Below are 24,746 nucleotides of genomic sequence, written 5' to 3' on the forward strand. Positions count from 1 at the left end.
ATTCCAGGGACCGATGGTGCGGTCTACTCGACGCCCTTCTCGAGCATAGCGCGGTAGGAGAAGATAAGGCCGGAGAGCGCCACCGCGGCGAAGATGAGGTTGGGCCAGATCTCGCCACCCTCGCCGGAGGTGAAGGTGAGGCCCACCACGGAGAGGTTCAGGATGATGTCGATGCCGCACATCCAAGAGAACGGCTTGAGCAGGTTCTCGTGCTTGGCGGCGCGCATGCCGACGACGCCGAAGATGAACTGGACGAGGCCGATGACAAAGAGGATGATGCCAAACATCTGGGCGATCTGAACGCCGTCCTCGATGTCGAGCTCGACGCTCGGGGCGCCGAAGTACATGAGGGCGGCAGCGGCCATGGCGATGATGCCAAACAGCACAAAGACAAAGCCAATGCCCTGCACGCCGCGACAGTTCTTAGACATAACGTGGTTCCTTTCGATAGGAGCGCCGCAGGCTGGCGGCGCGCGGACCTGCGGCAATGGTGATCTTCCGTGATCTTCCGCTACGGTCCCGTGACAAACCGGGAAAGTATAGGAAGGGGCGCATACCCTGTCAAAGCGACGGGCGGGCTTTCAACCATTTCTTGAGAGTTACGGAAGATTGGCTGAGACAATATCGATTACCTGCGGAAATACGCTATAATTCATAAACTTGTGTTGAATGGGGGCGCATGCCTGCCCCGTTAGTTTGAAGCGAGGGACGCGCCATGGGCAAATCCGAGAAATCGTCGATTGAGACCGCGATGCAGCAGGACGGCGCGCCGAGCGCTCCTGAGGTTCCCGCCGCCGAGCGCAAGATCCCGCTCATCGTGAAGGTCTACGGCTTTTTGTGCATGGCAGACGGCATCGTTACCGTGCCGATGGTCTTCCTGTTCCTTGGCATACTCTGGTGGGCCATGTCGGCGCGGCCCGACCTCATCTCGATCGGTAGCGATCCGACGCCGCCGATGATTCTCGTGGCAATCTCTATCGTGGTGTCGCTCGGCAACGGGATTGCACTTATCATCTTTGGCCATTCGCTTCTTAAGAACCGCCGCCGTAACGCCGCGCGCTGGTCGCACGCGCTCATCGCCACCACGCTCGTCCAGATCATCCTGCGTATCATGCTCGAGGGTATCGGCACCAACCTCATCGCCGACGCCATCCAGCTTGCGATTGTCCTTACCCTCTCCGTCACGGTTGATCCGCAGCTGCGCCACGAGCGCCATATGAAGCAGGTCATGCGCGACCTTACTGACCGCGAGGCGGCGCGCGCCGGCATGCTCGGCCGCGACCTCGAGGGCAAGGGCTACATCGAGCTCAACTTCTTCAACCTGTTCTGGGTCTTCACCGTCTGCTGCGTGCTCGGCCTCATTATCGAGACCATCTATCACATGGTCGTGGTCGACCCGGGCGTGTACCAAGACCGCGCGGGCATGCTCTTCGGCCCGTTCTCGCCCATCTACGGTTTTGGCGCCGTGCTCATGACGGTCGCCCTGAACCGCTTCTACAAGGCTAACCCTGTCATCATCTTTGTGGTTTCCGCCGTGATCGGCGGCCTCTTTGAGGCGGCGGTCAGCTGGTTCATGCAGACCGGCTTTGGCGCGGTTGCCTGGGACTACTCCGGCTCCACCATCTTTGGGCTCTTCCCCGACCCGGTGGCGGTCATATTCCAGGGGCGCACCTCAACACTCTTTATGTGCATGTGGGGCGCGCTCGGGTTTGTGTGGATCAAGTTCTGCCTGCCGTGGCTTCTCAAGTTCATCAACATCATCCCCTGGAAGGTCCGCTACAGCTTCACCACGCTCTGCGCGATTCTTATGCTTGTGAACGGCGTCATGACGCTGCAGGCGCTCGACTGCTGGTTTGAGCGACTCTCGGGCACCGCGGGCACCACGCCCGTGGAGGAGTTCTACGCCAAGAACTTCGATAACGCCTACATGCAGCACCGCTTTGAGAGCATGACCATCACGCCCGAGAACTCCGGTCGTGTGGACAGCTCTGCCATGGCGGATGCCGTGGCAGAGCCCGCTGCCGCTGGCTCGTCTGAGGCGGGTGCGGCATGACGGAGCGCAAGCGCCCGTGCTGGGGCCTGAGGATTCTTGCCGCGCTTGGCGTGGTGCTCGTCGCATGCGGCATTGCGCTTGCCGTCGCGGTGCACCATCGCCAGGAGCAGGAGCGCTTGGGGCTCGGCGTGGTTTCCGAGCCCTCGGCGCCGCAGGAGCTCGCGGACTCGTCCGCGCGCACGGGCGCCTTCACCGCTGATATTGAGTTCACCACCATGGCAACAGGCGCTGCGACCGTCTCCACCGAGGTGGTGTGGGACGATGCATGGTTCTTCCAGGACCCCACGGTCTACAACCACGAGCTCGCCACCACCTGCGCGGTGCTCTCCGCCGTTGCCAATTCGGAGTCGGGCTACTATCAGGCCGGCTCCGGCGGTCGCGCCTACATGGAGGAGGCGCTTGCCGCGCTCGGGTTCGAGGACATCTCGACCGCATCCTACCAATACCGCAGCGAGATCTTTGACGAGATCGTCGATGCGCTAACCGGTACCGACGATGTCGTGGCCTACTCGGTGGCGACCAAGCGCCTCGTTGCGGAGGACGGGCGCGAGAAGACGCTCTTTCTTGTCTCCGTGCGCGGCAGCTACGGTTCCGAGTGGCTGAGCGACCTCAACATGGACTTCGACAAGAACTACGCCAACGTCGAGCACGAGGGCTTCATGCGCTCCGCCAACGAGATCGTGGAGGACCTTGCCGCGCGCATTACCGACGAGGCCGAGCTTGACGGCACCGATGACATCGCGCTGTTGTTCTGCGGCCACTCCCGCGGTGCCGCGACGGCAAACATCGCCGCCGCCTACGCCGACGAGATGACAACGAGTTTGCGCTCGTTCGCCCCGCTCGAGAGCATCTATTGCTATACCTTCGCCACGCCCGAGGTGACGCTCTATGAAGATGTGGACGACCCGCTGTTCGATAACATCTTCAACATCCTGAACCCGAGTGACATGGTGCCGCGCATGCCGCTTGCAGCGTGGGGGTACGCGCGCTATGGCCACGACCTCATGCTCCCCGGTTATGGCGACGAGGGCTTTGACGCGGCGCATGAGGCGATGTGCGCGACGTTTAAGGAGAACACGGGGGTCGAGAGCCCCTATGTACCCGAGGACCGCGAGCGCGTCGACAAGCTGATTGCTGACCTTGCGCGCGAGGTGCCCACGGTAGACGATCTGTTCTCGCTGGGCGGCGTGGCGTCGCTCGTGCACGACCTTCTTGCCGACATCAACCCCATGCAGGTGCTCTACGGACACTATCCGAGCGTCTACATCGCCTGGATGCAATCGCTCGATACGCTGGAGTAGCACCCTCGCTCCGTGCGCCCGTGCTCGACCGTGTGCTCCGTGCGCCCGTCTGCGCCTGTGCGGGGTTGCCTCCTTGCGACCGCGTGTGCCCGTGTGCCATTTGGGTACCATGGCAACAACGGATGTCGACGGAGGGAGCGTCATGGCGGGTACGGCAGAACTTGCGAACATGATCGATGCAGCCGAGGGTCGCCGTCAGGTGGACACGCTCTTTACCCATGCGCAGATTGTCGATGTGTATGGCCAGCGCGTGGTGTCGGGGCGCGTCGCGGTGGCGGATGGCGTCATCGTGGGCGTGCTTTTTGATGACCGCGATGCGGACGTGCCCGATCCCGCCGCCGTGGCCGTCGTCGACTGCGAAGGCCGCTACCTCACGCCCGGCCTTATCGACGGGCACCTGCATATAGAGAGCTCCAACGTCCGTCCCTCCGAGTACGCCAAGATGGCGCTCGCCCGCGGTGCCACGACCGCGATTGCCGACAGTCACGAGATTGCCAACGTCGCCGGTCTCGACGGTCTGGAGTTCATGATCGAGGACGCCCGTCGTGCGCCGCTCGATATCAAGTTCATGATGCCCTCGTGCGTGCCGGCACTTCCCGACGAGCAGGCCGGTGCCTCCATCACCGCAGCCGATATGCAGGCATTTATGGCGGCGCACCCCGGTGACATCTTTGGATTGGGCGAGATGATGAACATGCCGGGTGTCTTTGCGGCGGATGCCGAGACGCTCGCTCGCATCGACGCCGCTGACCGCACGGTTTCCGGCCTTGTTGACGGCCATGCGCCGCTTGTTACCGGATGCGACCTCAACGCATATGCCGCCGCGGGCATTATCGCCGATCACGAGTGCACCGGCCCCGCCGAGGCGCTCGACAAGCTCTCGCGCGGCATGTACATCATGCTGCGTGAAGGGACCTGCAGCCACGACCTCGACGCGCTCGCGCCGCTTGTGACGGAAAACCCCGCCCGTGCCCGCCGGTGCTGCTTTGCGACCGATGACCGCGCGCCGTCGGACGCGCTTGCGGAGGGCATGATCGATAACGCCTGCCGTCGCGCCGTCGCCGCGGGGATCGATCCGGTGGTGGCGCTTACGATGGCGACGCTCTCACCGGCGGAGTGCTTCTGCCTCGACCACGGACACGCGCCCGCGCGCGAGTGCCGCGGTGCCATCGCGCCCGGCAAGCGGGCGGATGTGCTTTTGTGGGACGAGCTCACCTTCGCGCGCCCGCCGCATGCGGTCTTTACCTCAGGCCGGCTCGTGGCGGAGGAGGGGCGCTATCTTGGCGAGGTCGCGCCTGCGACCGAACGTGTCTGCGAGCTGGAGCAGAAGCTCCGCGGTTCGGTGCGTCTGCCCGAGCTCTCGCTCGACGTCTTTTCCTATCCCTTCCAGCCGGGCGAGGTCGTGATCGACGCCATCCCCGGCAAGGCTATCACCGGTTCCGCACGTCCCGAGACAGCCGACGGACTCCGCCGCATCATGCTCATTGAGCGCTACGGCCGCGGTGCCGCAGCGCAAAAGGCTGGTGCGGACGGTGCGGGGCCTGCGGGAGAGGGCCTTGTGGGCAAGCACATCGGCCGCGGCTGGGTGCGCGGCTTCACTATAACGGGCGGCGCCATCGCCTCGACGGTGGGGCACGACTCCCATAACGTTTGCGTAGTGGGCGACAACCCCGCCGACATGCTCGCCGCGGTGCGCGCCGTCGGCCAAGGCGGGTTTGTGCTCGTGCGGGACGGCGAGGTTGTGGCCAAGCTCGACTTGCCGCTCGGCGGCCTCATGAGCGATCGGCCGGCAGAGGAGGTCGCCGAGGCTCACGACGCCTTTGTGACCGCCGCTCGCCGCGCCGGGCTGGAGCCGCCGCTCGACCCCATTATGGGCATGATCTTCTTGCCGCTCCCGGTTATCCCCGAGCTGCGTATCCGCCCTGAAGGCCTCTTTGACACGGTGCGCTACGCATACGTCTCGTAGCCACCCGCGTGCCTATTTCGGGACGGGGTCGAAGCATGCAGTCCTGTTAGCGATGTGTCACAGCGCCGTGCTAAATAGCATATCCATGATGAAGCGCCCTACGCCTGCCTCGTCGTTGCTGCCGCAGACCGCGTCCGCCGCCTCGCGGACCTCGGCCTCAGCATTTGCCACAACAACTCCCGTTCCCGCCGCCTGGACCATGGAGAGGTCGTTCAGGTTGTCCCCAAAGGCGACCGCGTCCTCAACGGGCTCGCCCAAGTGCCGGCAAAGCCAGCGCAGTGCCCCTCCCTTTGAGGCTCCGGTCTCCATGACCTCGATGTTCATGGGGTAGGAGCGGGTGATGTCGATCCCCTCGACCTTGCGCAGGGCACGCAGCAGCTCGTCACGGTCGCGCGTGTCGTGCCAGTACATGGAAACGCGCTCGAGGTCCTGCACGCGCGCGAGTGTCTCGGGCGCCTCCTCGTCCACCGGCGTGCGCGTGTCACGCATGGACTGCGCCATATACGGGTCGCCGGCAAACTCGTCGATACGCTCAAAGAGGTCACGGCGCAGGTAGCAGTGTCCGTCCGCAAAGATATCGAACGTGACGTCGCGCCCGCGCGAAAGCTCCCAACATGCGAGTGCGTGCTCGCGCGTGAGCGGGGCGGAGTGGATGGTCCGCGCCCCGGAGAGGCGGTCCGCACCCGCCCCGAGTTCAGAGACCGTGGCACCGTTGGCGCTCACCGCAAAGTGCACGGCCGAGTGGTCGAGAATCTCGCGCGGAATACCCGCGAGCGGCCTGCCGGAGCAGGGGACAAACTCCCACCCGCGTTCGGCAAGTGCATCGAGCGCGCGCCAGCAGAGCTCGTCTACGCGCTTTTCTGAGTCCAGGAAGGTCCCGTCCAGGTCAGAGAAGAAGATCATCGGGCAGCCTTAGCCTTAGCGTTCAGCGAGCGGCACGTAGGTAACATCGTCCAGAACCGCGTTGTACGCGGGACGGATGATGCGGTGGGCGCCGTAGAGCTCCTCCATGCGGTGCGCGGCCCAGCCGGCCATGCGCGCCACGGCAAAGAGCGGCGTGAAGAGAATCTCGGGTACGCCGAGGATGCTGTAAATAAAGCCCGTGTACAGGTCGATGTTGGCGCAGATGGGTTTGGTCATGCCGCGCACATCGCGCATGACCGCCGGCGCAATGCGCTCGATACGTTCGATAAGCGCAAACTCCTCGCCAAGACCCTTCTCTTCGGCGAGCGAACGCGCGTAGCGCTTGCAGATTTGGGCGCGCGGGTCGGAAAGCGTGTAGATGGCGTGCCCCATGCCGTAGATGAGACCGGAGTGGTCGAAGGCCTCGCCCATCAGGATCTTTGCCAGGTAGGCGGCGACTTCGTCGTCATCGTCCCAGTTCGTTACGTGCGCGCGAATGTCGGCGTGCATCTGGGTGACCTTGGCGTTGGCGCCGCCGTGGCGCGGGCCCTTGAGCGAACCGATGGCGGCGGCGTAGGCGGAGTAGGCGTCGGTCGCGGAAGACGACAGCACGCGACAGCTGAAGGTCGAGTTGTTACCGCCGCCGTGCTCGGCGTGGAGCATGAGCATAACGTCGAGGAGCATGGCCTCCTCGTGGGTGAAGTCATCCCTGCCGCGCAGCACCTCGAGAATCGCCTCGGCCATCGAAGCGGAGGCGTTGGGCTCGGGCACTTGAACGCGCACGCCGGAGTCCATCGCCTCGTGTGTGATATGGGCGATGGCGGCGATGCGCGGAAGACGCGCGAGCAGAGACAGCGCGACGTCCACCTCGTGCGGGGCGGTAATGTCGTCGGGCGTCTCGTCAAAGGCGTAGAGCATGAGCACCGCGCGCTGCAGCACATTCATGATGCTGTTTGACTTTGTGGCGAGCGGGAACTCAGAGATGTACTCGTCCTCAAGCAAGCGGAGGCTGCCAATGCGCGCGCCGATGCTCTCGAGCTCGTCGGCACGCGGGAGCTCGCCGGTGAGCAGGAGGTAGGCGACCTCCTCGTAGCCAAAGCGGTCCTCTGCCTGGGCGTGGTCGATAATCTCGGCGATATCGTAGCCGCGAATGGTGAGCTTGCCCTCGTCGGGGATGAACTTGCCGTTTTCCTTGCGGTAACCGTGCACATCGGCGATGCGCGTGAGGCCAGCGACCACACCGGAGCCGTCGGCGTTGCGCAGGCCGCGCTTGACGTCGTGCTCGCGATAGAGCTCCTCGTCATAGGGCATCATGGAGGCGCCGGTGTAGAGGCGCGTCGACGCAGGGGAGATGCGCCTCGACTTAGCGAAGTTCTGGAGATGGCGCTGAGCCGGCGCGATATGGTTATAGAACTGGTCGATCACGGTGCCCCCAATCTAATCGGTTCGCAAGGCGGGCATGTTGCCGCTAAGCCGGCGGCAGCCGGCGGTGCCGCTTAGAGGCGGTACATGAAGTTGAAAACGTCTTCGCGCTGCACCTGGACGCTCACGCCGATCTTCTCACCAGCGGCGGCGAGTTCCTGCGAGAGCTCGGTGAAGTCGAGCGAGCAGGAGCTCGTGTCGGCGAGCATCGTCATGGTGAAGATGTCCTCGATAACGCTCTGGGTGATGTCGCGGATGTCGACGTTGGTCTCGCCGAGCACGCGGGTGATGGCGGCGAGGATGCCCGGGCGGTTCTTGCCGAGGACGGTGATGACGACGCGGGTGGGGGAGAGCTCTGCCATGAGCGGTCCTTTCTGTCGGTGGCGCCCTGTGCGGCGGCGCGGTATTTCGAAGCAGTTTACCCATTGTATCGGTCGAACATTTCCGACGCGTGTACGCAAACACGTCCGTTCATGGAAGTCTCATGGCGCAACACGCTTTTGGGCAGGCAATCTGCGGGTGTGGTATCCTAGGCAAGTTGTGTTTTGCCTTGGTCGGAAACCAAGGCGCCTTATCGTTTCGGTTTCAAGCCGAAACACGAAAGGAGTCCCCTGATGAAGCCTGGTATTCATCCCGAGTACATGGAGTGCACGGTGCGCTGCTCCTGCGGCAACACCTTTGTGACCCGTGCCACCGTGCCCGAGATCCGCGTCGAGCTCTGCAACGAGTGCCACCCGTTCTACACCGGCCAGCAGAAGTTCGTCGACACCGGTGGACGCGTTCAGCGCTTCGCCGACAAGTTCGGTGGTGCCGCTCAGGCCGCTCTCGAGCGCGAGGCTGCCAAGAAGGCCGCCCGTGCCGCCGCTGCCGAGGAGGCCGCTGCCAAGAAGGCCGCCGAGCGCGAGGCCAAGGCCGCCGAGAAGGCCAAGCGTGCCGCTGAGTTTGAGAAGAAGGCCGCTGCCGAGGCCGCCAAGAAGGCCGCTGAGGCTCCTGCCGAGGAGGCCGTCGAGGCTCCCGCTGAGGCTGCCGCCGAGACCGAGGCTGCCGCTGAGTAACCGTTGCGGTTCATAGATTTGTGAAGGCCCTGTCGTGTTGCGCGACAGGGCCTTTTTGCTATCAAGAGGTATGGCAAAGACCGTACCAGCGCATTTGCTGATTTGCTAACTTTGAGAATCAAAAACAAACGTTTGTCAACTAAAGATAGGCGGATGGAAGCCATTTTGGCGACTCGTTCGTACAAATTGGCGCCTGACCTTATAAAACAAACGCCGAATTATTTTTCGAAGAAGTGCCGTTCACGGATTAGTCGGCCCGCTTGTCTGAAATATGTAGACGTTGCGAAGATGGCAGCATAACATCGTAATGTCACTACGTCTGTGGCGAGAGGGCGTGACTCCGATCCAAGGCACTTCCCCGTTTTGGTTAAGAGCACTTTCTTTCACCGGAGACGGACGCGCTCAGTAAGGTCTGCGCTAGGTGCAGATGGCCGAATTGAGCGAGGGCCGCCTTTTCAGCGCCGTGTGGGGTGCCGACCCCAGGGGGTGGCGCGGCGGTCCGCTTTTCGGATAGGGGAGACGGCGAGGCAAACGGAAGGAGATGAAAGAAATGGCAGAAGAGGATACAAGCATGGAGATGATCTCGTTCGGGATCGTTGCTGCGGCCGGTCAGGCTCGTAGCATGGCCATGGAGGCTATCAAGACCGCGCGCGAGGGCGACATCGCTCAGGCTCGTGAGCTCCTCGAGGAGTCCCGCAAGGCGGGTCTCGAGGCTCATGACGAGCAGACGAAGCTGCTCTCCCGCGAGGCTGGCGGCGACCACGTCCCCGTAGACGTGCTGCTCGTCCACTCGCAGGACCACCTGATGACCTCGATGCTTTGCCAGGACCTGGCAGAGGAGCTCATCAACCTGTACGAGGCTGTGGGAAAGCTTTCCTAAGGTAGCTGACCATCGGTCAAAAGGGGTGCGCCGCACCCCCGTCAATGAAGAGGGAGATTCAAGATGAAGGTTTTGCTCGTTTGCGCTGCCGGTATGTCCACCAGCATGCTTATGAAGAAGATGGACGAGTACGCTGCTGCCAATGGCATTGATCTCGAGATCAACGCCATGAGCTTCAGCGAGCTCAAGAACCCCGCTGACGCTGGCTATGAGGTCATCCTCATCGGCCCGCAGATCGCCTATCAGAAGGATAAGGTCATCAAGAAGGCCCAGGGCCTGCCGGTCGACGTCATCCCCATGGCGAACTACGGCCGCCAGAACTGCCCGGCCATCTTCGAGCAGCTGAACGGCCTTCTCGGCAAGTAAGCGCTTCGATTGAACCTTGTGCAGATAAAGGCTACGGAGAGGTAAGACGTGTCGAGAAAGCAGGATAGAAAGAAGCGTCGTCAGCGTGCCCTTGAGGATGTCCGCCTGAAGGAGCACCCCGAGCACACGACGAAGTTCTACTACGATGAGCAGCTGGTGCGCGGCGCCCGCGTGACCCGTTTCATGTTTGTGCGCTACACCTCGGCGTTCATCTTCTTCCTGAATCTTTCTTGGTTCATTCTTATCCTCTCGGTCGGTTCCTGGGGCTGCATCGTTCCTCTGTTCAACGCCCTCACCGCCGGCATCGCTCTTGTTGAGTGCATGGTTAGCGTGGCGCGCGATTACGAGGAACTCAAGTACGGCGAGAAGCTCTACCTCGTCTCGGTCGTGCTTACCGCCCTGGTTGCCGTGTTCACCCTCGTGATGGGACGGGAGTTGTTCTTCCCGTTCCTGACGCTTCCGGTGTACGGCGCCGTCTTTTGCCTTGTCAGCATCGCTGCAGAGCTTTTGGTCCTGCGTCGCCTCAAGAAGATGCGCGACCATACCGACAAGCGCTATGAGCGCTATGCCCGGGTCTCTGCAGAGGCATCCAATGTTTCCTGAGAGGATGTGACTTTACATTGTTCGAATTCCTTGAGAAGTATGTCATGGGCCCGATGACCACGATGGCCCAGTTCCGCATGGTCCGCGCCATTACCCAGGCCGGTATGTCCACCGTTGGTATCACCATCGTCGGTTCGATGTTCCTGGTTATCAACGTCCTGCCCCAGGCCTTCCCGGTCCTCGAGGGCATCTGGGACGTGTCGTTCAACCAGGTCACGAACATTTACATGCTCGCCAACTACGCAACGATCAGCTCCATCTCGCTCTACTTCCTGATCGCCATTGCGTTCGAGTATGCGCGCATCCTGTCCGAAGAGGACGAGATTGGCATCAAGCCGATCAACGCCGTGCAGATCGCGCTGTTCTCTTACCTCATGCTCATCCCGCAGCTTGAGATGGTCGACGGCGTCATCTCCCTCATGAGCAATCCTGAGGCTGGCGTCTTCAACGGTATGGCCACTGCCGCCGGTACCCTTGGCCGCTTCGGCTCCGCTGCGCTCTTCGTGACGTTCATCGTCTCGTTCTACTCCGTGCGCATCTACGCCATCTGCGTCCAGAAGCACATCGTCATCAAGCTTCCCGATGTCGTCCCCGCTGGCGTTGCGAACTCCTTCACCTCGCTCGTCCCGGTCGCGTTCGTCGCCATCGTGAACATGCTCATCCAGGGCGTGCTCTTCGCCTTCGGCACCAACATCTTCGACATCATCGCCATCCCCTTCGGCTTCATCACCTACATCTGCGACACGCTGCCTGGCCTCATCGTCATCCAGCTCCTCATCCACCTGCTCTGGGTCGTGGGTATTCACGGTGCCTCCATCATCGGCTCCTTCTACTCCGCGATTGCTCTTGCGAACATGGCTGAGAACGCCGCCGGTGGCCACATGTTCCTCGCTGGCGACCCGTTCAACCCGTTCGTCTACGCTGGTGGTTCGGGCGCTACGCTCTGCCTCGCCTTCATGCTCTGCTTCATCGCTAAGTCCGAGCAGCTGAAGGCCATCGGTAAGGCCGAGATCGTCCCGGCTCTCTTCAACATCAATGAGCCCATCCTCTTCGGTCTGCCGATCGTCTACAACCCCAACGTCATCGTTCCGTTCATCGCGGCTCCCGTTGTCTGCGTCATCCTCGCTTACTTCGAGTTCCAGGTCGGCCTCATCAGCCCCATCATCGCCTCTGCGCCTTGGTGCACGCCTGGCCCGCTGAACGCGTTCCTCGGCACTGGTGGTCACTTGCTTTCCGCCGCTATCTCGGTCGTGAACATCCTCGTTGCCGGTGCCATCTGGTTCCCGTTCTTCAAGCGCTATGACAACAACCTCTACAAGGAGGAGCAGGAGAAGCTCGCTGCCGAGCAGGCTGCTGCGTAAGCGCTTCCGTCCCGTAACGGGCCATCGTAGGATTCAGCGCATGCTGAGCCCCTCACGATGACGACGCCCACGGTGGCCCCCTAGGTCTAACCTGAGGGAGGCTACCGTGGGCGTTTTGCATTGGGTAATCCATAGGTTGTGGAGGGTGCGCCAGACGTGGCTCTGCCGTCGCGAGCGCGCCCGACACCCTGAGCACAGGAGGACTTCCATGGCATTTAAAGAGGGCTTTCTCTGGGGCGGCGCCGTCGCGGCGCATCAGCTCGAGGGCGGCTATAACGAGGGCGGCAAGGGCCTGTCGGTGATGGACGTCGCCACCAAGGGCGGCCCGCACACCCGTCGCCGCTACACGGGCGACATCCTGCCCGGCGAGAGCTACCCCAACCACGAGGCCATCGACTTCTATCATCGCTACCACGGCGACATCGAGCTCTTCGCCGAGATGGGCTTCAAGTGCTTCCGCACCTCCATCGCTTGGTCGCGCATCTTCCCCGAGGGCGACGAGCTCGAGCCCAACGAGGAGGGCCTGAAGTTCTACGACGACCTCTTCGACGACCTCATCGCCCATGGCATCCAGCCGGTCATCACGCTCTCGCATTTCGAGATGCCGCTCATGCTCACCAAGCGCTACGGCGGCTGGCGCAACCGCAAGTGCATCGAGTTCTTCGTGCGCTTCGCCAAGGTCTGCTTCGAGCGCTATAAGGACAAGGTCACCTACTGGATGACCTTCAATGAGATCAACAACCAGACCAACTACAAGGATTCTTGGTCGCTGCTCACCAACTCCGGCATCATCGTCGAGGAGGGCGAGGACTGCGAGAAGCTCATGTACCAGTCGGTGCACTACGAGCTCGTCGCGAGCGCGCTGGCCGTCCAGGAGGGCAAGAAGATCAATCCCGATTTCAAGATCGGCTGCATGATCGCCATGACCCCCATCTATCCGGCCACCTGCAAGCCCGAGGACATCCTCATGGCCCACAAGGCCATGGAGCGCCGTTTCTTCTTCACCACCGTGCACGTGCGCGGCTACTATCCCGAGTGCATTCAGGCGCTCTGGGCGCGCCGCGGCTTTGACCTCGACATCACCGACGACGACCTCGCCGCGCTTGCTGCCGGCACGGTCGACTACATCGGTTTCTCGTACTACATGTCGTTCTGCACCGAGTGGAACCCCGAGAACCCGCACTTCGACTACGACGAGACGCGCGATCTCATTCGCAACAAGTACGTCAAGGCGAGCGACTGGGGCTGGCAGATCGACCCGGTTGGCCTGCGTTACTCCATGAACTGGTTCACCGACATGTATCACCTGCCGCTCTTCATCGTAGAGAACGGTCTGGGCGCTTACGACAAGGTCGAGGAGGACGGCTCCATCCACGACGACTACCGTATCGACTACTTCCGCGACCACATCACCCAGATGAAGCTTGCGGTCGAGGAGGACGGCGTTGACCTCATCGGCTACACCCCGTGGGGCTGCATCGACCTCGTGTCCGCCTCCACCGGTGAGATGGACAAGCGCTACGGTTTCATCTACGTCGACAAGAACAACAACGACGAGGGTACGCTCGAGCGCTCCAAGAAGGATAGCTTCTACTGGTACAAGAAGGTCATCGCCACCAACGGCGAGGACCTGGCGTAGCGGCCCCTACGCTCCCGCGCTCTAGCAATCCGAAGATGGCTCGGGTCCTCCCGGGCCATCTTCTTGTTTGTGCGTGGTTTATCCGTGCGTACACGCAACCTTCGCAACCGAGAGCCGCTTTAGGGATAGAGTAATCGCGTGTGAATCTGACCGTCGGCCGCTCAGCGTGCCGGCGTATGCGTGAAAAGGACCGCCCATGGGTTTCATGACCAAGCTGCTCTCCATCGGCTCGGACAAGGACATCAAGCGTTACCGCAAGATCGTCGACAAGATCAACGAGCTGGAGCCCACGTATCAGGCGATGACCGACGAGGAGCTCGAGAGCCAGACGGCGCTCTTCCGCGAGCGCTACCAGGCGGGCGAGACGCTCGACCAGCTTCTGCCCGAGGCCTTTGCCACAGTGCGTGAGGCGAGTGTCCGCACCACGGGGCTTCGCCACTTCGATGTGCAGCTCATCGGTGCCATCGCCCTGCACGAGGGACAGATTGCCGAGATGAAGACGGGCGAAGGTAAGACGCTCGTCTCCACGCTCGCCGGCTACCTGAACGCCATCCCCGGCAAGGGCGTGCACATCGTCACGGTAAACGACTACCTCGCCAAGCGCGACTCCGAGTGGATGGGCCGCATCTACCGCTTCCTCGGCATGTCGGTGGGCCTGCTGCAAAACGGCATGCCGCTCACGAGCAAGCGCCCCGCCTACGACGCCGACGTTACCTACGGCACCAACGCCGAGTTTGGCTTCGATTACCTGCGCGACAACATGGTCATGCGTCCCGAGCAGCGCGTGCAGCGCGGACACGCCTACGCCATCGTCGACGAGGTCGACTCGATCCTGATCGACGAGGCGCGCACGCCGCTTATCATCTCGGGCGCCGGCACGCGCTCGGCAAGCACCTACCGCGACTTTGCCCATGCGGTGCGCGGCCTCAAGCGCGCCGAGGAGGTCCAGGCAGACCCGCTTTCCATGGAGCCCGCGCCCGAGCCCGACGGCGACTTTGTGATGGATGAGGCCAAGCACACCATCGCCGCGACCGAGCAGGGCCTGAAGAAGATCGAGAAGCGCCTTGGCGTGGACGACATCTACGCCGACCTTTCCGGTCAGATGGCGAACCATCTCCAGCAGGCGCTCAAGGCCCAGTACATGTTCCACCTGAACAAGCAGTACGTGATCGTGAACGGCGAGGTCAAGATCGTCGACGAGTTCACGGGCCGCATCATGGAGGGCAGGCGCTACTCCGAGGGTCTGCACCAGGCTATCGAGGCCAAGCACGGCCTTATGGTGCGCGAGGAGAACCAGACGCTCGCGACCATCACCCTGCAGAACTACTTCCGCCTCTACGACAAGCTCTCGGGCATGACGGGTACCGCTATGACCGAGGATGCCGAGTTCCGCGAGATCTACAAGCTGCCGGTCCAGGTGATTCCGCCCAACAAGGAGTCCCAGCGCGTCGACCACGACGACCTCATCTACCGCACCATCGATGCCAAGTTCCGCGCGGTGGTGGAAGACGTGGCCGAGCGCCACGCCGCGGGCCAGCCGGTGCTGGTGGGCACCGTGTCCATCGAGAGCTCCGAGCGCCTCTCGCGCCTGCTCGACAAGCGCGGTATCGAGCATGAGGTCTTAAACGCCAAGTACCACGAGCGCGAGGCGCAGATCGTGGCGCAGGCCGGCCGCCTGGGCGCGGTCACCATCGCCACGAACATGGCCGGCCGTGGTACGGACATCCTGCTCGGCGGCAATCCCGAGGCGCTCGCCGACGAGGCGACCCGCGCCTACGACTTTGGCGTCGACCCCGCGGTGCTCGACCGCGTGCTCGCGCTTTCCGACCATGGCGTGATCGACCCCGACCAGCTCGCCGACGCCGGCGTGGAGGTCGAGGCGGACGCGCTCGCGCGTATCTCCGAGGTGTATGCGACCGAACTCGAGCGCGCCCGCAAGGTGTGCGATGACGAGCACAAGCAGGTGGTGGACCTCGGCGGCCTCTGCGTCATCGGCACCGAGCGCCACGAGTCCCGCCGTATCGACAACCAGCTCCGCGGCCGCTCCGGCCGTCAGGGCGACCCCGGTGAGACGCAGTTCTACCTGTCGCTCGAAGACGACCTCATGCGCCTCTTTGGCGGCGAGCGTATGGACAAGATCTCGAGCCTCATGCAGAAGGCCGAGATGGACGACATGCCCATCCAGGCCAAGCTCGTGTCCAAAGCCGTCGAGGGCGCCCAGCGCAAGGTCGAGAACATCAACTTCTCCATGCGTAAGAACGTGCTCGAGTACGACGACGTTATGAACAAGCAGCGCCAGGTCATCTACGCCGAGCGCAACAAGATTCTGGACGGCAAGGACCTTTCCGACCACATCGCCGAGGTCATCGAGGACACTGTGGCGCGCTGCGTGGGCGAGTTCTGCACAACGGACTCCCGCGAGGGCGAGCGCGACCTCGAGGGTCTGCACGGCTGGGTCGCCGGCCTCACGGGCCGCGCGGACGTGCCGCACTTTGCGGACAAGTCCTTTGACGAGCTCAAGGCCGAGGTCCTCGCCTACGTCAAGCGTTGCTACGACGAGCGCGCCGAGAGCTTGGGCTCCGAGCTCATGGCAAAGCTCAACCGCCAGGTCATGCTCCGCGTGATCGACACGCGCTGGATGACCTACTTGCAGGAGATGGATTACCTGAAGCAGGGCATCGGCCTTCGTGGCTTTGGCCAGCGTGACCCGCTCGTGGAGTACAAGGGCGAGGCGTTCGCGGCGTTCCGCACGCTCGTCGATACCATGTACGAGGACTACCTGCGCACGGTGCTGCGCATCGAGGTGCGCCGCGCCCCCGCGGCGGCCGAGCGCCAGCCCGAGGAGCCCGCGCTCACAGGCGCCACCTACTCCGGTCCGACCGAGGTGGACGGCGCGCGGGCGGCGGCGTCCTCGACCCTTCGCCAGCAGGCGGCTGCCATGGCGGCGGCCTCCGGTGGCGCGCCCGCGCCGCAGCCCGGTGCCGGTACGGTCAAGACCTATGTCAAGGCCGAGAGCGGCGACCCCTACGCCAACGTCGGGCGCAACGACCCCTGCCCCTGCGGCAGCGGTAAGAAGTTCAAGAACTGCCACGGCAGGAACCGGTAGGCGCCATGGCGGACGCTAGCGAGAAGGCCGTCGTCACGCCCGAGGAGCTCGACGCTCTGGAGGCGCGTCTCGACGAGGTCGAGAAGTACCTGCACCTGGACGAGAAGCGCGGCCGCGTGGCCGAGCTCGAGCGCGAGAGCGCCGCGCCCGGCTTTTGGGACGACGGCGACCGCGCACGCACCCTCATGGCCGAGCTCTCCTCCGCGCGCGACGACGTGAACGCGGTCGAGGGTGCCCGCACCGCCCTCGGCGATGCCCGTACCGCCCTTGAGTTTGCCTCCGAGTCCGAGCCGGAGGAGGCGGCGGAGTTTGAGGCGGAGGCTACGGTCTCTGCCCGCTCGCTCGCACACGTCATCGACGAGCTCGAGCTCTCGAGCTGGTTCACCGGTGAGTTTGACCACGGTGACGCGATTCTCACCATCAAGCCCGGCCAGGGCGGTCTTGAGGCGCAGGACTGGACCTTCATGCTCTTCAAGATGTACATGAAGTACTGCGCCCGCCGAGGCTGGAAAGTCACGGTAAACGACTGCCCCGCGGCCGAGGTCATCGGCATCGACCGCGCCACCATCACCGTCGAGGGCAAGGACGCCTTTGGCATGCTCCGCGCCGAGGCGGGCGTGCACCGCTTGGTGCGCATCAGCCCCACCGACGCCAAGAAGCGCCGTCAGACCACGTTCGCCGGTGTCGAGGTCATCCCGGTGTTGCCGGACGACATCGACATCGAGATCGCGCCCGACGACATTCGCGTGGACGTGTACCACGCGAGCGGCCCCGGCGGCCAGGGCGTCAACACCACCGACTCCGCCGTGCGCGTGACGCACCTGCCCACGGGCATTGTGGTCACCTGCCAAAACGAGCGCAGCCAGATTCAGAACAAAGCTGCGTGCATGCAGATCCTCAAAGCGCGCCTCTACGAGCTCGAGCTCCAAAAGCGCGAGGACCAGCTGGATGAGATTCGCGGTCCCAAGACCGAGATTGGCTTTGGCAACCAGATCCGCTCCTACGTGCTCTATCCCTACCAGATGGTGAAGGACCTGCGCACCGGCGTGGAGACGGGCAATGTCGAGAGCGTGCTTGACGAGGGCGACCTCGACCCGTTCATCATTGGCTACCACCGCTGGGCCACCGGTAACGCCGAGTAGGGCTTTTCGGGGCACGTCTTTTTGCTGTTCAGCTTTGGAGGCACGGTCCAAAAGACCGTGCCTTTTCGCTTTGCACCGATCTGGCGCACCCTACAGCTCGGTTGTGTGGTAGGCAAAAACGGCCGCTCCGGACAGTTCGCGTCTAAAGTGGGCATCATAATTGCGGAGAGGGGAGTTTAGCCCCCTTTATTTCGGCCCTCCGCTGCGGTTTTTCATGCGATATTCCGGCTGTACGCGCCCCTTCCTGAATTTGATGCCCATTTCGGGCATGAGATCGCATTTAGGGCGGCACAGAGGTTCTTGCGTGATTCAGCAGCCACCGCTTACCTCCATACGGGCGAACCGGTCGGTCCTACCCCAAGCTCGGACGGTATCCCAGCGGCCCTGCGGGACGGCGCCCCCCTGCGGGACTGCGACGGGCGCCGCGGCGTCCGTGCTACAATACCTCCGGCATATTAAACGACCATGCGCCTGTTAGGGTACGGCGGCGCGCCGCGGCAAGCGGCGACCGTGCGCAGAAAGGACGGGCCATGGTGTCCCGCAGTATCTCCGATCTCATCCGCTCGCAGTTTGTGCGTGACCTGCCGCTCGTGATATTTGGCTGCGCAATCGCGGCGCTCGCAACGGACATGTTTCTCATCCCGCACGGCCTCGCCGCGGGTGGCGTGACCGGTATCGCGACCATCATCAACGAGCTCGCGGCGCGCCAGGGCATAAACCTGCCCGTCGGTATCCAGACCATCGTTATGAATGCCGCCATCATGCTTCTGGTGGTGCGCTCGGGCGGGGCGCTCTACGCCATTCAGACGGCAACGGGCTTTGTGTTCTTTGGTATCTTCTGCGACCTCTTCGCGCCCTTTGTGGTGCCGCTCGCGCACACCGAGCTTTTGGTGCCCGCGCTTTGGGGCGGTATCATCTTGGGTCTGGGCCTTGGCCTCTCCTTCCGTTGCGGCGTGTCGACGGGCGGCTCGGATACCGTCGCGCAGATCATCGCTCGCAAGTTCTCGCTGCCGCTCGGTTCGACCGTCATGGTGATCGATTGCCTCATCTGTGCGGCATCGGCCCCGGTCTTCTCGGTGGACAACGCCCTCGCCGCGGCGCTCTCCATGGTGGTGACCGGCCTTGTGCTCGATCGCGTGGTCGACGGCGGCAACAGCCAGCGCGCCGCCTTCATCATCTCCGAGCGCTACGAGGCGATCGCGCACGACATCCTCCACGGCCTCGAGCGCGGCGTCACCCGTATTCAGGCACGCGGCGAGTGGACGGGCGAGGAGCGCCCCATGCTCTTCGTGATCCTTGACAAGCGCGAGATCCAGATGCTCAAGGCCGTCGTCGCCGAGCACGACAAGAACGCCATCATGGTCATCTCCGACGTGAACGAGGCGCTCGGCGAGGGCTTTGGCGAACTGGGCCAGGGCGTATAGACGGCCTATGAATGGCGCGCTCGCCCAAGCTAGCTTACGATTTGTCGGTTGCACTCGGGTTGCTTAGAGCTATTGAGAGCCACTTAGAACTGCCCAGAGGTATCTCGGCTCTTCCTCTCTGCGATGCTCGAAGATGCGGGGGAAACGCGTTCGGCCGCCAGTTCAAAATCGCGCCTTCCAATAGGCGCTCGCGAGCTCGTGATATAGAGGCGAGTCGTAGGGGAGGTCGAGCTTGCGGCAGACGATGGGCCCCATGTCCTCGTAGATGACGGGGTCGGTGCTCAGTCCGATGAGTGTTCCCACGTAGCGTTGCCCGTTGTATTCAAAGTTCCGGCTCTCGACCATAGGGTCAAAGGCTACGCTCAGCAACGTGATGAGCCCGAATGCGGCTATCGCAGCTAACCACAGGACCCCGCGACGCACTACGCGCCCCGCGCTCGGAGGGGCGCCATTGACCGAACGTCCCGTTACGATAATGGTGCGTGCCAGCATGAAGGCGGTAATCCAACCAGGCATGTAGATTGATATCGCGCGGAAGAACATCGTTCCGCAGTAACCCGCCGCATCAATGACGGCGCTGATGCAGATTCCAAGCACAAAGATGCCGCCGAACCCCAGGACAGCTGCGAGGAGACGCTCCTCGCTAAGGAACGGCATTGTTATTGCTGAAAAGGCAACGCAGAGCAGAAATGCGAGCCAAAGCACGGTGGGCCTCCTATAGATCCGGGCAGTTGCACGCGAGGATTCCTGCACCGCACCGATAACGGCATCAGCGGCATTTTGGAACACACCCATATCAGGTGGATTGCCAAGCGATGCAAAAGCTGAGGCAAACCTAGGTGCAAGGTCGCCGCCCCATCCGGTCCAATAATTGGGGACAGCTCCTGTTGGGGCATAGTCCTCTACAACTGCCTGAAGTTGTGCTTACGCATACGATTATCTTGAAATGAGGGTAGCGAATTCGCGGCGCGCGTTTTTACCCAGAGTTCTTCCAAAAAAAAAACAGCCGAATTATACTGAGAGTGACTGCCGGGATGTTCGTGCGACGGACGTCTGCGTTTTGCCGGCGCGAGCATCTACCTCTGGGTTGGGAGGAAGGAATGGGGCTGCCAACGAGAAGGACGTTTCTGATGGGTTTGGCGGCGACCGGCGGAATTGCCCTGCAGGGATGCTCGGCACCTGTGACCGGCGGCAGCGAATCTGCCGACCTAGCAGGTTCCGAGGGCAATTCGAATGCCGGTCCTATGGATCTGCAAGTCGCCTGGGATACGCTACTGCTCTACGAGGGCATTACAACGGATGATACGGAGCAACCGCTTTCGGTCCTGCGGTCAAATTTTGTCTTTAGCGCAAGCAACATGCTCGCAATCGGTGACAGGGTCTATGTCGGTGCGGGCGGTACGGTGTTTGGATTCACTCCGGAAACCGGGGAGGTCGCTCACCAGTTTTCCGTCGTAGACAGCGATGAGGAAGATCCCGTAGGGGACATCATGAGCATTGCTGCATCACAGGATGTGATGTATGCGGCAACGTCGGGAGGCTATGTCGTTGCGTTCGATGTCGCCTCGGGCGCGCAGCTGTGGGCGACGCTTTGCTGCTCGACACGTTCGCCGGGCATTACGTCATGGGGCGGTGGCGAGACGCTGTACTTTTCCGATGCTCCTTGGCGTTGTACGAGCTTGGCGATGGGCAGCACTGCGATTGTTGTCGGCTATTCGAGCTATCAGTTGGAAAACATGTCGTTGCTTGCCTGTGTTGAGGCGTCTACGGGTGTGGCGCGCTGGACCCGCCAGCTCGAGGGCCGCTTGGATACGGCCGGCGGTCTTGGGTATCCCGTTGCGGTGGATGCGGGCCTTCTCCTGCCCATGCCGGATGGCTCTGGTCTCGGTCTGCTGGGCATGCAGACGGGCGAGACGCTCGATTTTCTTGAGACGGACAGCCCCATCTACATGGGCCTTACCATGAGCGATGAGGGAGGGCTGCCGTGTTATTTCCAGTCCAAGCTTGGTACGCTCTATAAGGTGGACGTGGAGAACGGTGCGCTTGTGGCAGCGATTGCGCAAGACGCTTGCACGGATTCTGTCAAACGTGTTCCCTCGGGCGCGCGACCGCTTCTGGCGGACGGGCGTGTGATTGTGAACGCGGCAACGCAGGATGAAGATGCGAAGCGCTTCGACGGGGATTACAACCCGTCAGCAGGGGAGTGTGTGGTCTTTGATGCTGAGACGCTTGAGGTGCTAGAGCGTCATGATGCGCCGGAAATCGAGTCGACGCCCGTGCGTATGGGCGAGGGGATGTACTACCTTGGCCGCGCCGGCATCTATTACGCAGCACTAGAGGGCGGCGTGCCGGGCGAGCCAGAGCTTGTAATTGATGCCGAGGGGCGTGACCGCGACGTATGGGAGCAGCAGCTACTTGCGGCGGACGGCATGCTCTACTTTGTGGGTGGGCCCTACGGCGAGCGGTGGCTGTACGCTATCGGCCCTGCGGATGAGGTCTAAGAGAAGGCAAGGGGCTGCAAAAAGGGGGAGGTACCGCGGTTAAGGGGAAACCTCGGGACGTATATTGGAGCTGTCACGGAGAAAGAAAAGCGTTTTAAGGTGTTCGACGTGGTCGCGATTGTCTGCGGGCTTATCGGTGGGGAAGTAGTGGCGATGCTCTTTGCCCCAAACGGCCCCACGATCTCGCGCGTTATTGCTTGGCTAATCGGTGCGGTTGTTGTTACCGCGCTGATAGTCGTTGTCGGATCGTTGCTTCGTCGCAAGTCGTAGGCCAAGGTCGCATAAGACAAGCCGAGCCCGTAGCTGTGGTGGCTCAGTGAACGCGTCTCTTGTGCCGCCGGTCTCTCGCGCCGCTGCCCCGAGCATTTCTATCGTTTGGCGCGCGTCCAGTACACCGCTGAGAGGCCGAGGACGATGCCAAAGGCCAGTGCGCACATTTGGCCGAGCAACATGCCGGAAGCAATGTAGAACACGCATAGGGCGGCCGATAAAACGGCAAGCACCGCGCCGACCACTTGACGTGCACGCTCCGGGAGTCGACCGACCACCAAGACGGTGAGGGCGAGGACGAGCGCGGCGCCAAGGAGATTTGTGGCCAGAATCGCCTCGAGGCTGTACGCCTCGTTTGGTGGCTGGAAGTACCAGACGGTCCACCGCACCGCCACCGGCTCGGTGGCATAGGGCACGGCAAGGCAGACGTATCCCCAAGAAAGCGCAATGACAAAGGCCTGAGCGCTTCGCTCAAGTGAGGTCGGGAGCTTCACGGTGCCTCCCTACAGTCGCAACGTAACCTTATCCGGCTCCTACCCAGCGCGATAGAAGCCATGCAACGGTCCATCGGATAATTCGGCGAGTGCGGGGGGTCACCGGCAAACGGTTGCCGTGACGGTTCTGTGAACGCGCCTCTTGCACCGCCTGCGCACCATGCATGATGAAACGTTATATCGCGTGCTGCGACCATTAAATGTTGGTCGATATGGGATGTGTTTACTAAACACGGCGTCTGAGCTGCTATGATGAGTTGGCTTTTGCCCCAGACCTAACCCAGAGAGGGATGTTCATGGCAACAGATGCACTGAGACAGGCCAGCGCGCGGAGCGACGCGGAGATTGCGCTCATCGCCAACCGCATGCGGCACGACATCATCGAGATGCTGGGGGCTGCGGGCTCCGGCCATCCGGGCGGCTCGCTCTCGGCGACCGACATTATGGCGACGCTGTTCTACTCCGGTCTCTTCGGTATGGATCCGACCGACCCCGAGAACCCCGAGCGTGACCGCTTCATCCTCTCCAAGGGCCACGCGGCGCCGGCGCTCTACGCGCTCTTCGTCCAACTCGGCTACCTTCCGCACGACGAGATCACGACGCTTCGTCAGGTGGGCAGCCGCCTGCAGGGCCATCCCGACCGTCACGCCTGCCCGGGCGTGGAGGTCTGCACGGGTTCGCTCGGCCAGGGCTTATCGATTGGCTCCGGCATTGCGCTCGGCTTCAAGCTCGACGCTGAGCGTGGCGGCTCCGAGCCGCGCCGCGTCTTTGTGCTCCTTGGCGACGGCGAGATGCAGGAGGGCGAGAACTGGGAGGCCGCGATGTTTGCGGGCAACCAGGAGCTCGACAACCTCGTTGCTATCGTTGACCTCAACAACCTGCAGATCGACGGCCATGTGACCGATGTCAATAACATCGAGCCCGTGGCGGACAAGTTCCGCGCCTTTGGTTGGGAGGCCATCGCCGCCGACGGCCACGACATCGCGTCTGTCCGCGCGGCGCTTGAGGCAGCGGTTGCGGTGAGCGGCAAACCCGCTGTCATTGTCGCCAAGACCATCAAGGGCAAGGGCGTCTCGTTCATGGAGGACCAGGTGAGCTGGCACGGCAACGCCCCCTCGCCCGAGCAGACCGAGGTTGCCCTCGCCGAGATCGATGCCGCGTACGAGGCGCTCCTTGCAGCGCAGAAGGAGGCCTAAGACATGGCTAAGGCAACCCGCGCCGCTTTTGGCGAGACGCTTATCAAACTCGTTGACGAGGGTCAGGACATCATGGCCGTGGACGCGGACCTCTGCGGCTCCACCACCACCGGCGCTTTTGGCAAGGCGTATCCCGATCGACTCGTTGATGTGGGCATCGCCGAGCAGAACATGATTGGAGTGGCGTCCGGTCTCGCGCTTACCGGCCGCACGGTCTTTACCGGCTCGTTTGCCGTCTTTGGCACGGGCCGCTGCTGGGAGCAGATTCGCAACACCGTCTGCGACTCGGATCTCGACGTCAAGATCTGCCCCACGCACGCCGGCATCACCGTTGGTCCCGACGGCGCCACCCATCAGGCGCTCGAGGACATCGCACTCATGCGCGTGCTTCCCGGCATGCGCGTGCTCGTGCCCGCCGACTATGCGAGCGCCTGCGCGGCGATTCGCGTGGCCGCAACGACGCCCGGCCCCTTCTACGTGCGCCTGGGCCGCGAGCCCCTGCCCGAGATTTACGAGGACGGTTTCACCTGCGACGTGGCCTTTGCCAACGTGGTGCGTGAGGGCGCCGACATCGCCATCATGGCATGCGGCGTTGAGGTGGCACACGCCCTGAAGGCAGCCGAAGAGCTCGCCGTTGAGGGTATCAATGCTGAGGTTGTCGACGTTATGAGCATCCGCCCGCTCGACGAGGAGACCATTATCGCCTCCGCTTCCAAGTGCGGGCGCGTTCTCACCGTGGAGGAGCACAGCATCTATGGCGGTATGGGTTCCGCCGTGGCCGAGCTTCTTTCTGAGAAGTGCCCCGTGCCGGTCACCCGTATGGGTATGACGGGCTTTGGCCAGTCGGGCACCGCCGCCGAGCTTCTTTCCTACTACGGCCTCGACGCCGCGGCGATTGCCGCCCGCGTGCGCGAGCTTTTGGGTAAGTAGACGCGGCGCATTTTCAGCCTCCCGGGGTGTCAGCCCCTGGAGCTGGTGCGTTGTCCAACGAAACGTATTTCCGGTATCTGCGCCGGCGTGGCACGATCGCCTCGCCGGCGCAGATGCCTGTTTGCAGGCGTCTG

At 62.7% G+C, this 24,746-nt stretch carries 21 protein-coding genes; 15 read left to right on the forward strand and 6 right to left on the reverse strand.

Annotation, left to right across the window (positions count from 1 at the left end; all coding sequences use genetic code 11):
• Positions 1-23: 23 nt before the first annotated feature.
• The gene (locus tag B5F89_RS09405; protein ID WP_087431529.1) at positions 24-431 is read right to left on the reverse strand and encodes a hypothetical protein; all 408 of its coding nucleotides are present in this window, start codon (positions 429-431) and stop codon (positions 24-26) included.
• 284 nt (positions 432-715) lie between these two features.
• Between B5F89_RS09405 and B5F89_RS09410 the strand changes: the two genes are divergently transcribed.
• The 3 genes from B5F89_RS09410 to B5F89_RS09420 all read left to right on the forward strand — a co-directional run bounded on the left by B5F89_RS09410 (position 716) and on the right by B5F89_RS09420 (position 5,320).
• Positions 716-2,053: a putative ABC transporter permease gene (locus B5F89_RS09410; protein WP_087431530.1), complete on the forward strand. Its 1,338-nt coding sequence runs from the start codon at positions 716-718 to the stop codon at positions 2,051-2,053.
• Positions 2,050-3,354 carry a hypothetical protein gene (locus B5F89_RS09415; RefSeq protein ID WP_087431531.1) on the forward strand — a complete coding sequence of 435 codons (1,305 nt, stop codon included), beginning with the start codon at positions 2,050-2,052 and terminating at the stop codon, positions 3,352-3,354. The genes B5F89_RS09410 and B5F89_RS09415 overlap by 4 nt, the downstream gene beginning before the upstream one ends.
• Before the next feature lie 142 nt (positions 3,355-3,496).
• Positions 3,497-5,320 carry an adenine deaminase C-terminal domain-containing protein gene (locus tag B5F89_RS09420; RefSeq protein ID WP_087431532.1) on the forward strand — a complete coding sequence of 608 codons (1,824 nt, stop codon included), beginning with the start codon at positions 3,497-3,499 and terminating at the stop codon, positions 5,318-5,320.
• Positions 5,321-5,377: 57 nt separating this feature from the next.
• Here B5F89_RS09420 and B5F89_RS09425 read toward each other — a convergent pair whose 3' ends face one another.
• The 3 genes from B5F89_RS09425 to B5F89_RS09435 all read right to left on the reverse strand — a co-directional run bounded on the left by B5F89_RS09425 (position 5,378) and on the right by B5F89_RS09435 (position 8,007).
• On the reverse strand, positions 5,378-6,223 hold the full coding sequence (locus B5F89_RS09425; protein WP_087431533.1) for an HAD hydrolase family protein: 846 nt from the start codon (positions 6,221-6,223) through the stop codon (positions 5,378-5,380).
• Positions 6,224-6,238: 15 nt separating this feature from the next.
• A complete protein-coding gene (locus B5F89_RS09430; protein WP_239286740.1) occupies positions 6,239-7,648 on the reverse strand; it encodes a citrate synthase in 1,410 nt (469 codons plus the stop codon).
• Between the two features lie 71 nt (positions 7,649-7,719).
• Positions 7,720-8,007 carry an ACT domain-containing protein gene (locus B5F89_RS09435; RefSeq protein ID WP_087431534.1) on the reverse strand — a complete coding sequence of 96 codons (288 nt, stop codon included), beginning with the start codon at positions 8,005-8,007 and terminating at the stop codon, positions 7,720-7,722.
• A 252-nt stretch (positions 8,008-8,259) separates the two neighbouring features.
• On the opposite strand from B5F89_RS09435, the gene rpmE reads away from it, so the two are divergent.
• The 9 genes from rpmE (at position 8,260) to B5F89_RS09480 (ending at position 19,221) form a co-directional block, all read left to right on the forward strand.
• Positions 8,260-8,700 (forward strand): 50S ribosomal protein L31, encoded by a 441-nt coding sequence (rpmE, locus tag B5F89_RS09440; protein WP_087431535.1) that lies wholly within the window; start codon positions 8,260-8,262, stop codon positions 8,698-8,700.
• Positions 8,701-9,250: 550 nt separating this feature from the next.
• Complete coding sequence (locus tag B5F89_RS09445) at positions 9,251-9,580, forward strand: PTS lactose/cellobiose transporter subunit IIA (RefSeq protein WP_087431536.1); 330 nt, start codon at positions 9,251-9,253, stop codon at positions 9,578-9,580.
• A gap of 63 nt (positions 9,581-9,643) precedes the next feature.
• Positions 9,644-9,946 (forward strand): PTS sugar transporter subunit IIB, encoded by a 303-nt coding sequence (locus B5F89_RS09450; protein ID WP_087431537.1) that lies wholly within the window; start codon positions 9,644-9,646, stop codon positions 9,944-9,946.
• 48 nt (positions 9,947-9,994) lie between these two features.
• Positions 9,995-10,549: a hypothetical protein gene (locus tag B5F89_RS09455; RefSeq protein WP_087431538.1), complete on the forward strand. Its 555-nt coding sequence runs from the start codon at positions 9,995-9,997 to the stop codon at positions 10,547-10,549.
• Positions 10,550-10,566: 17 nt separating this feature from the next.
• Positions 10,567-11,910, forward strand: a complete 1,344-nt coding sequence (celB, locus tag B5F89_RS09460) for a PTS cellobiose transporter subunit IIC (protein ID WP_087431539.1) — start codon at positions 10,567-10,569, stop codon at positions 11,908-11,910.
• A 208-nt stretch (positions 11,911-12,118) separates the two neighbouring features.
• The gene (locus tag B5F89_RS09465) at positions 12,119-13,549 is read left to right on the forward strand and encodes a 6-phospho-beta-glucosidase (RefSeq protein ID WP_087431540.1); all 1,431 of its coding nucleotides are present in this window, start codon (positions 12,119-12,121) and stop codon (positions 13,547-13,549) included.
• 196 nt (positions 13,550-13,745) lie between these two features.
• On the forward strand, positions 13,746-16,655 hold the full coding sequence (secA, locus tag B5F89_RS09470; RefSeq protein WP_087431541.1) for a preprotein translocase subunit SecA: 2,910 nt from the start codon (positions 13,746-13,748) through the stop codon (positions 16,653-16,655).
• Between the two features lie 5 nt (positions 16,656-16,660).
• On the forward strand, positions 16,661-17,797 hold the full coding sequence (gene prfB / locus B5F89_RS09475; RefSeq protein WP_087431542.1) for a peptide chain release factor 2: 1,137 nt from the start codon (positions 16,661-16,663) through the stop codon (positions 17,795-17,797).
• Between the two features lie 530 nt (positions 17,798-18,327).
• Positions 18,328-19,221 (forward strand): YitT family protein, encoded by an 894-nt coding sequence (locus B5F89_RS09480; protein WP_087431543.1) that lies wholly within the window; start codon positions 18,328-18,330, stop codon positions 19,219-19,221.
• A gap of 162 nt (positions 19,222-19,383) precedes the next feature.
• Here the strand turns inward: B5F89_RS09480 and B5F89_RS09485 are convergent, their stop codons facing one another.
• A complete protein-coding gene (locus B5F89_RS09485) occupies positions 19,384-19,878 on the reverse strand; it encodes a hypothetical protein (RefSeq protein WP_143758366.1) in 495 nt (164 codons plus the stop codon).
• A 473-nt stretch (positions 19,879-20,351) separates the two neighbouring features.
• Between B5F89_RS09485 and B5F89_RS09490 the strand changes: the two genes are divergently transcribed.
• Positions 20,352-21,722, forward strand: coding sequence for a PQQ-binding-like beta-propeller repeat protein (locus B5F89_RS09490; protein ID WP_158098464.1), 1,371 nt, complete (start codon positions 20,352-20,354; stop codon positions 21,720-21,722).
• A gap of 368 nt (positions 21,723-22,090) precedes the next feature.
• Here B5F89_RS09490 and B5F89_RS09495 read toward each other — a convergent pair whose 3' ends face one another.
• Entirely contained in the window at positions 22,091-22,486 is a 396-nt protein-coding gene (locus B5F89_RS09495; protein WP_087431546.1) for a hypothetical protein, read from the reverse strand.
• Positions 22,487-22,782: 296 nt separating this feature from the next.
• Here B5F89_RS09495 and B5F89_RS09500 point away from each other — a divergent pair, with 296 nt between their 5' ends.
• On the forward strand, positions 22,783-23,682 hold the full coding sequence (locus tag B5F89_RS09500; RefSeq protein ID WP_087431547.1) for a transketolase: 900 nt from the start codon (positions 22,783-22,785) through the stop codon (positions 23,680-23,682).
• A 3-nt stretch (positions 23,683-23,685) separates the two neighbouring features.
• Complete coding sequence (locus B5F89_RS09505; protein WP_087431548.1) at positions 23,686-24,612, forward strand: transketolase family protein; 927 nt, start codon at positions 23,686-23,688, stop codon at positions 24,610-24,612.
• The last annotated feature ends 134 nt before the right edge of the window (positions 24,613-24,746 follow it).

This window comes from Collinsella sp. An307 (assembly GCF_002161805.1).
GTDB lineage: Bacteria > Actinomycetota > Coriobacteriia > Coriobacteriales > Coriobacteriaceae > Coprousia.

What these genes read in the sequence shown, in the direction of transcription:
- rpmE (WP_087431535.1), top strand. Translation starts at nt 8,260, where the DNA reads ATGAAGCCTGGTATTCATCCCGAGTACATGGAGTGCACGGTGCGCTGC.
- secA (WP_087431541.1), top strand. Translation starts at nt 13,746, where the DNA reads ATGGGTTTCATGACCAAGCTGCTCTCCATCGGCTCGGACAAGGACATC.
- B5F89_RS09425 (WP_087431533.1), bottom strand. Translation starts at nt 6,223, where the DNA reads ATGATCTTCTTCTCTGACCTGGACGGGACCTTCCTGGACTCAGAAAAG.
- B5F89_RS09415 (WP_087431531.1), top strand. Translation starts at nt 2,050, where the DNA reads ATGACGGAGCGCAAGCGCCCGTGCTGGGGCCTGAGGATTCTTGCCGCG.
- B5F89_RS09490 (WP_158098464.1), top strand. Translation starts at nt 20,352, where the DNA reads ATGGGTTTGGCGGCGACCGGCGGAATTGCCCTGCAGGGATGCTCGGCA.
- B5F89_RS09465 (WP_087431540.1), top strand. Translation starts at nt 12,119, where the DNA reads ATGGCATTTAAAGAGGGCTTTCTCTGGGGCGGCGCCGTCGCGGCGCAT.
- B5F89_RS09450 (WP_087431537.1), top strand. Translation starts at nt 9,644, where the DNA reads ATGAAGGTTTTGCTCGTTTGCGCTGCCGGTATGTCCACCAGCATGCTT.
- B5F89_RS09445 (WP_087431536.1), top strand. Translation starts at nt 9,251, where the DNA reads ATGGCAGAAGAGGATACAAGCATGGAGATGATCTCGTTCGGGATCGTT.
- B5F89_RS09405 (WP_087431529.1), bottom strand. Translation starts at nt 431, where the DNA reads ATGTCTAAGAACTGTCGCGGCGTGCAGGGCATTGGCTTTGTCTTTGTG.
- prfB (WP_087431542.1), top strand. Translation starts at nt 16,661, where the DNA reads ATGGCGGACGCTAGCGAGAAGGCCGTCGTCACGCCCGAGGAGCTCGAC.
- B5F89_RS09485 (WP_143758366.1), bottom strand. Translation starts at nt 19,878, where the DNA reads ATGCCGTTCCTTAGCGAGGAGCGTCTCCTCGCAGCTGTCCTGGGGTTC.
- B5F89_RS09410 (WP_087431530.1), top strand. Translation starts at nt 716, where the DNA reads ATGGGCAAATCCGAGAAATCGTCGATTGAGACCGCGATGCAGCAGGAC.
- B5F89_RS09480 (WP_087431543.1), top strand. Translation starts at nt 18,328, where the DNA reads ATGGTGTCCCGCAGTATCTCCGATCTCATCCGCTCGCAGTTTGTGCGT.
- B5F89_RS09505 (WP_087431548.1), top strand. Translation starts at nt 23,686, where the DNA reads ATGGCTAAGGCAACCCGCGCCGCTTTTGGCGAGACGCTTATCAAACTC.
- B5F89_RS09435 (WP_087431534.1), bottom strand. Translation starts at nt 8,007, where the DNA reads ATGGCAGAGCTCTCCCCCACCCGCGTCGTCATCACCGTCCTCGGCAAG.
- B5F89_RS09500 (WP_087431547.1), top strand. Translation starts at nt 22,783, where the DNA reads ATGGCAACAGATGCACTGAGACAGGCCAGCGCGCGGAGCGACGCGGAG.
- B5F89_RS09420 (WP_087431532.1), top strand. Translation starts at nt 3,497, where the DNA reads ATGGCGGGTACGGCAGAACTTGCGAACATGATCGATGCAGCCGAGGGT.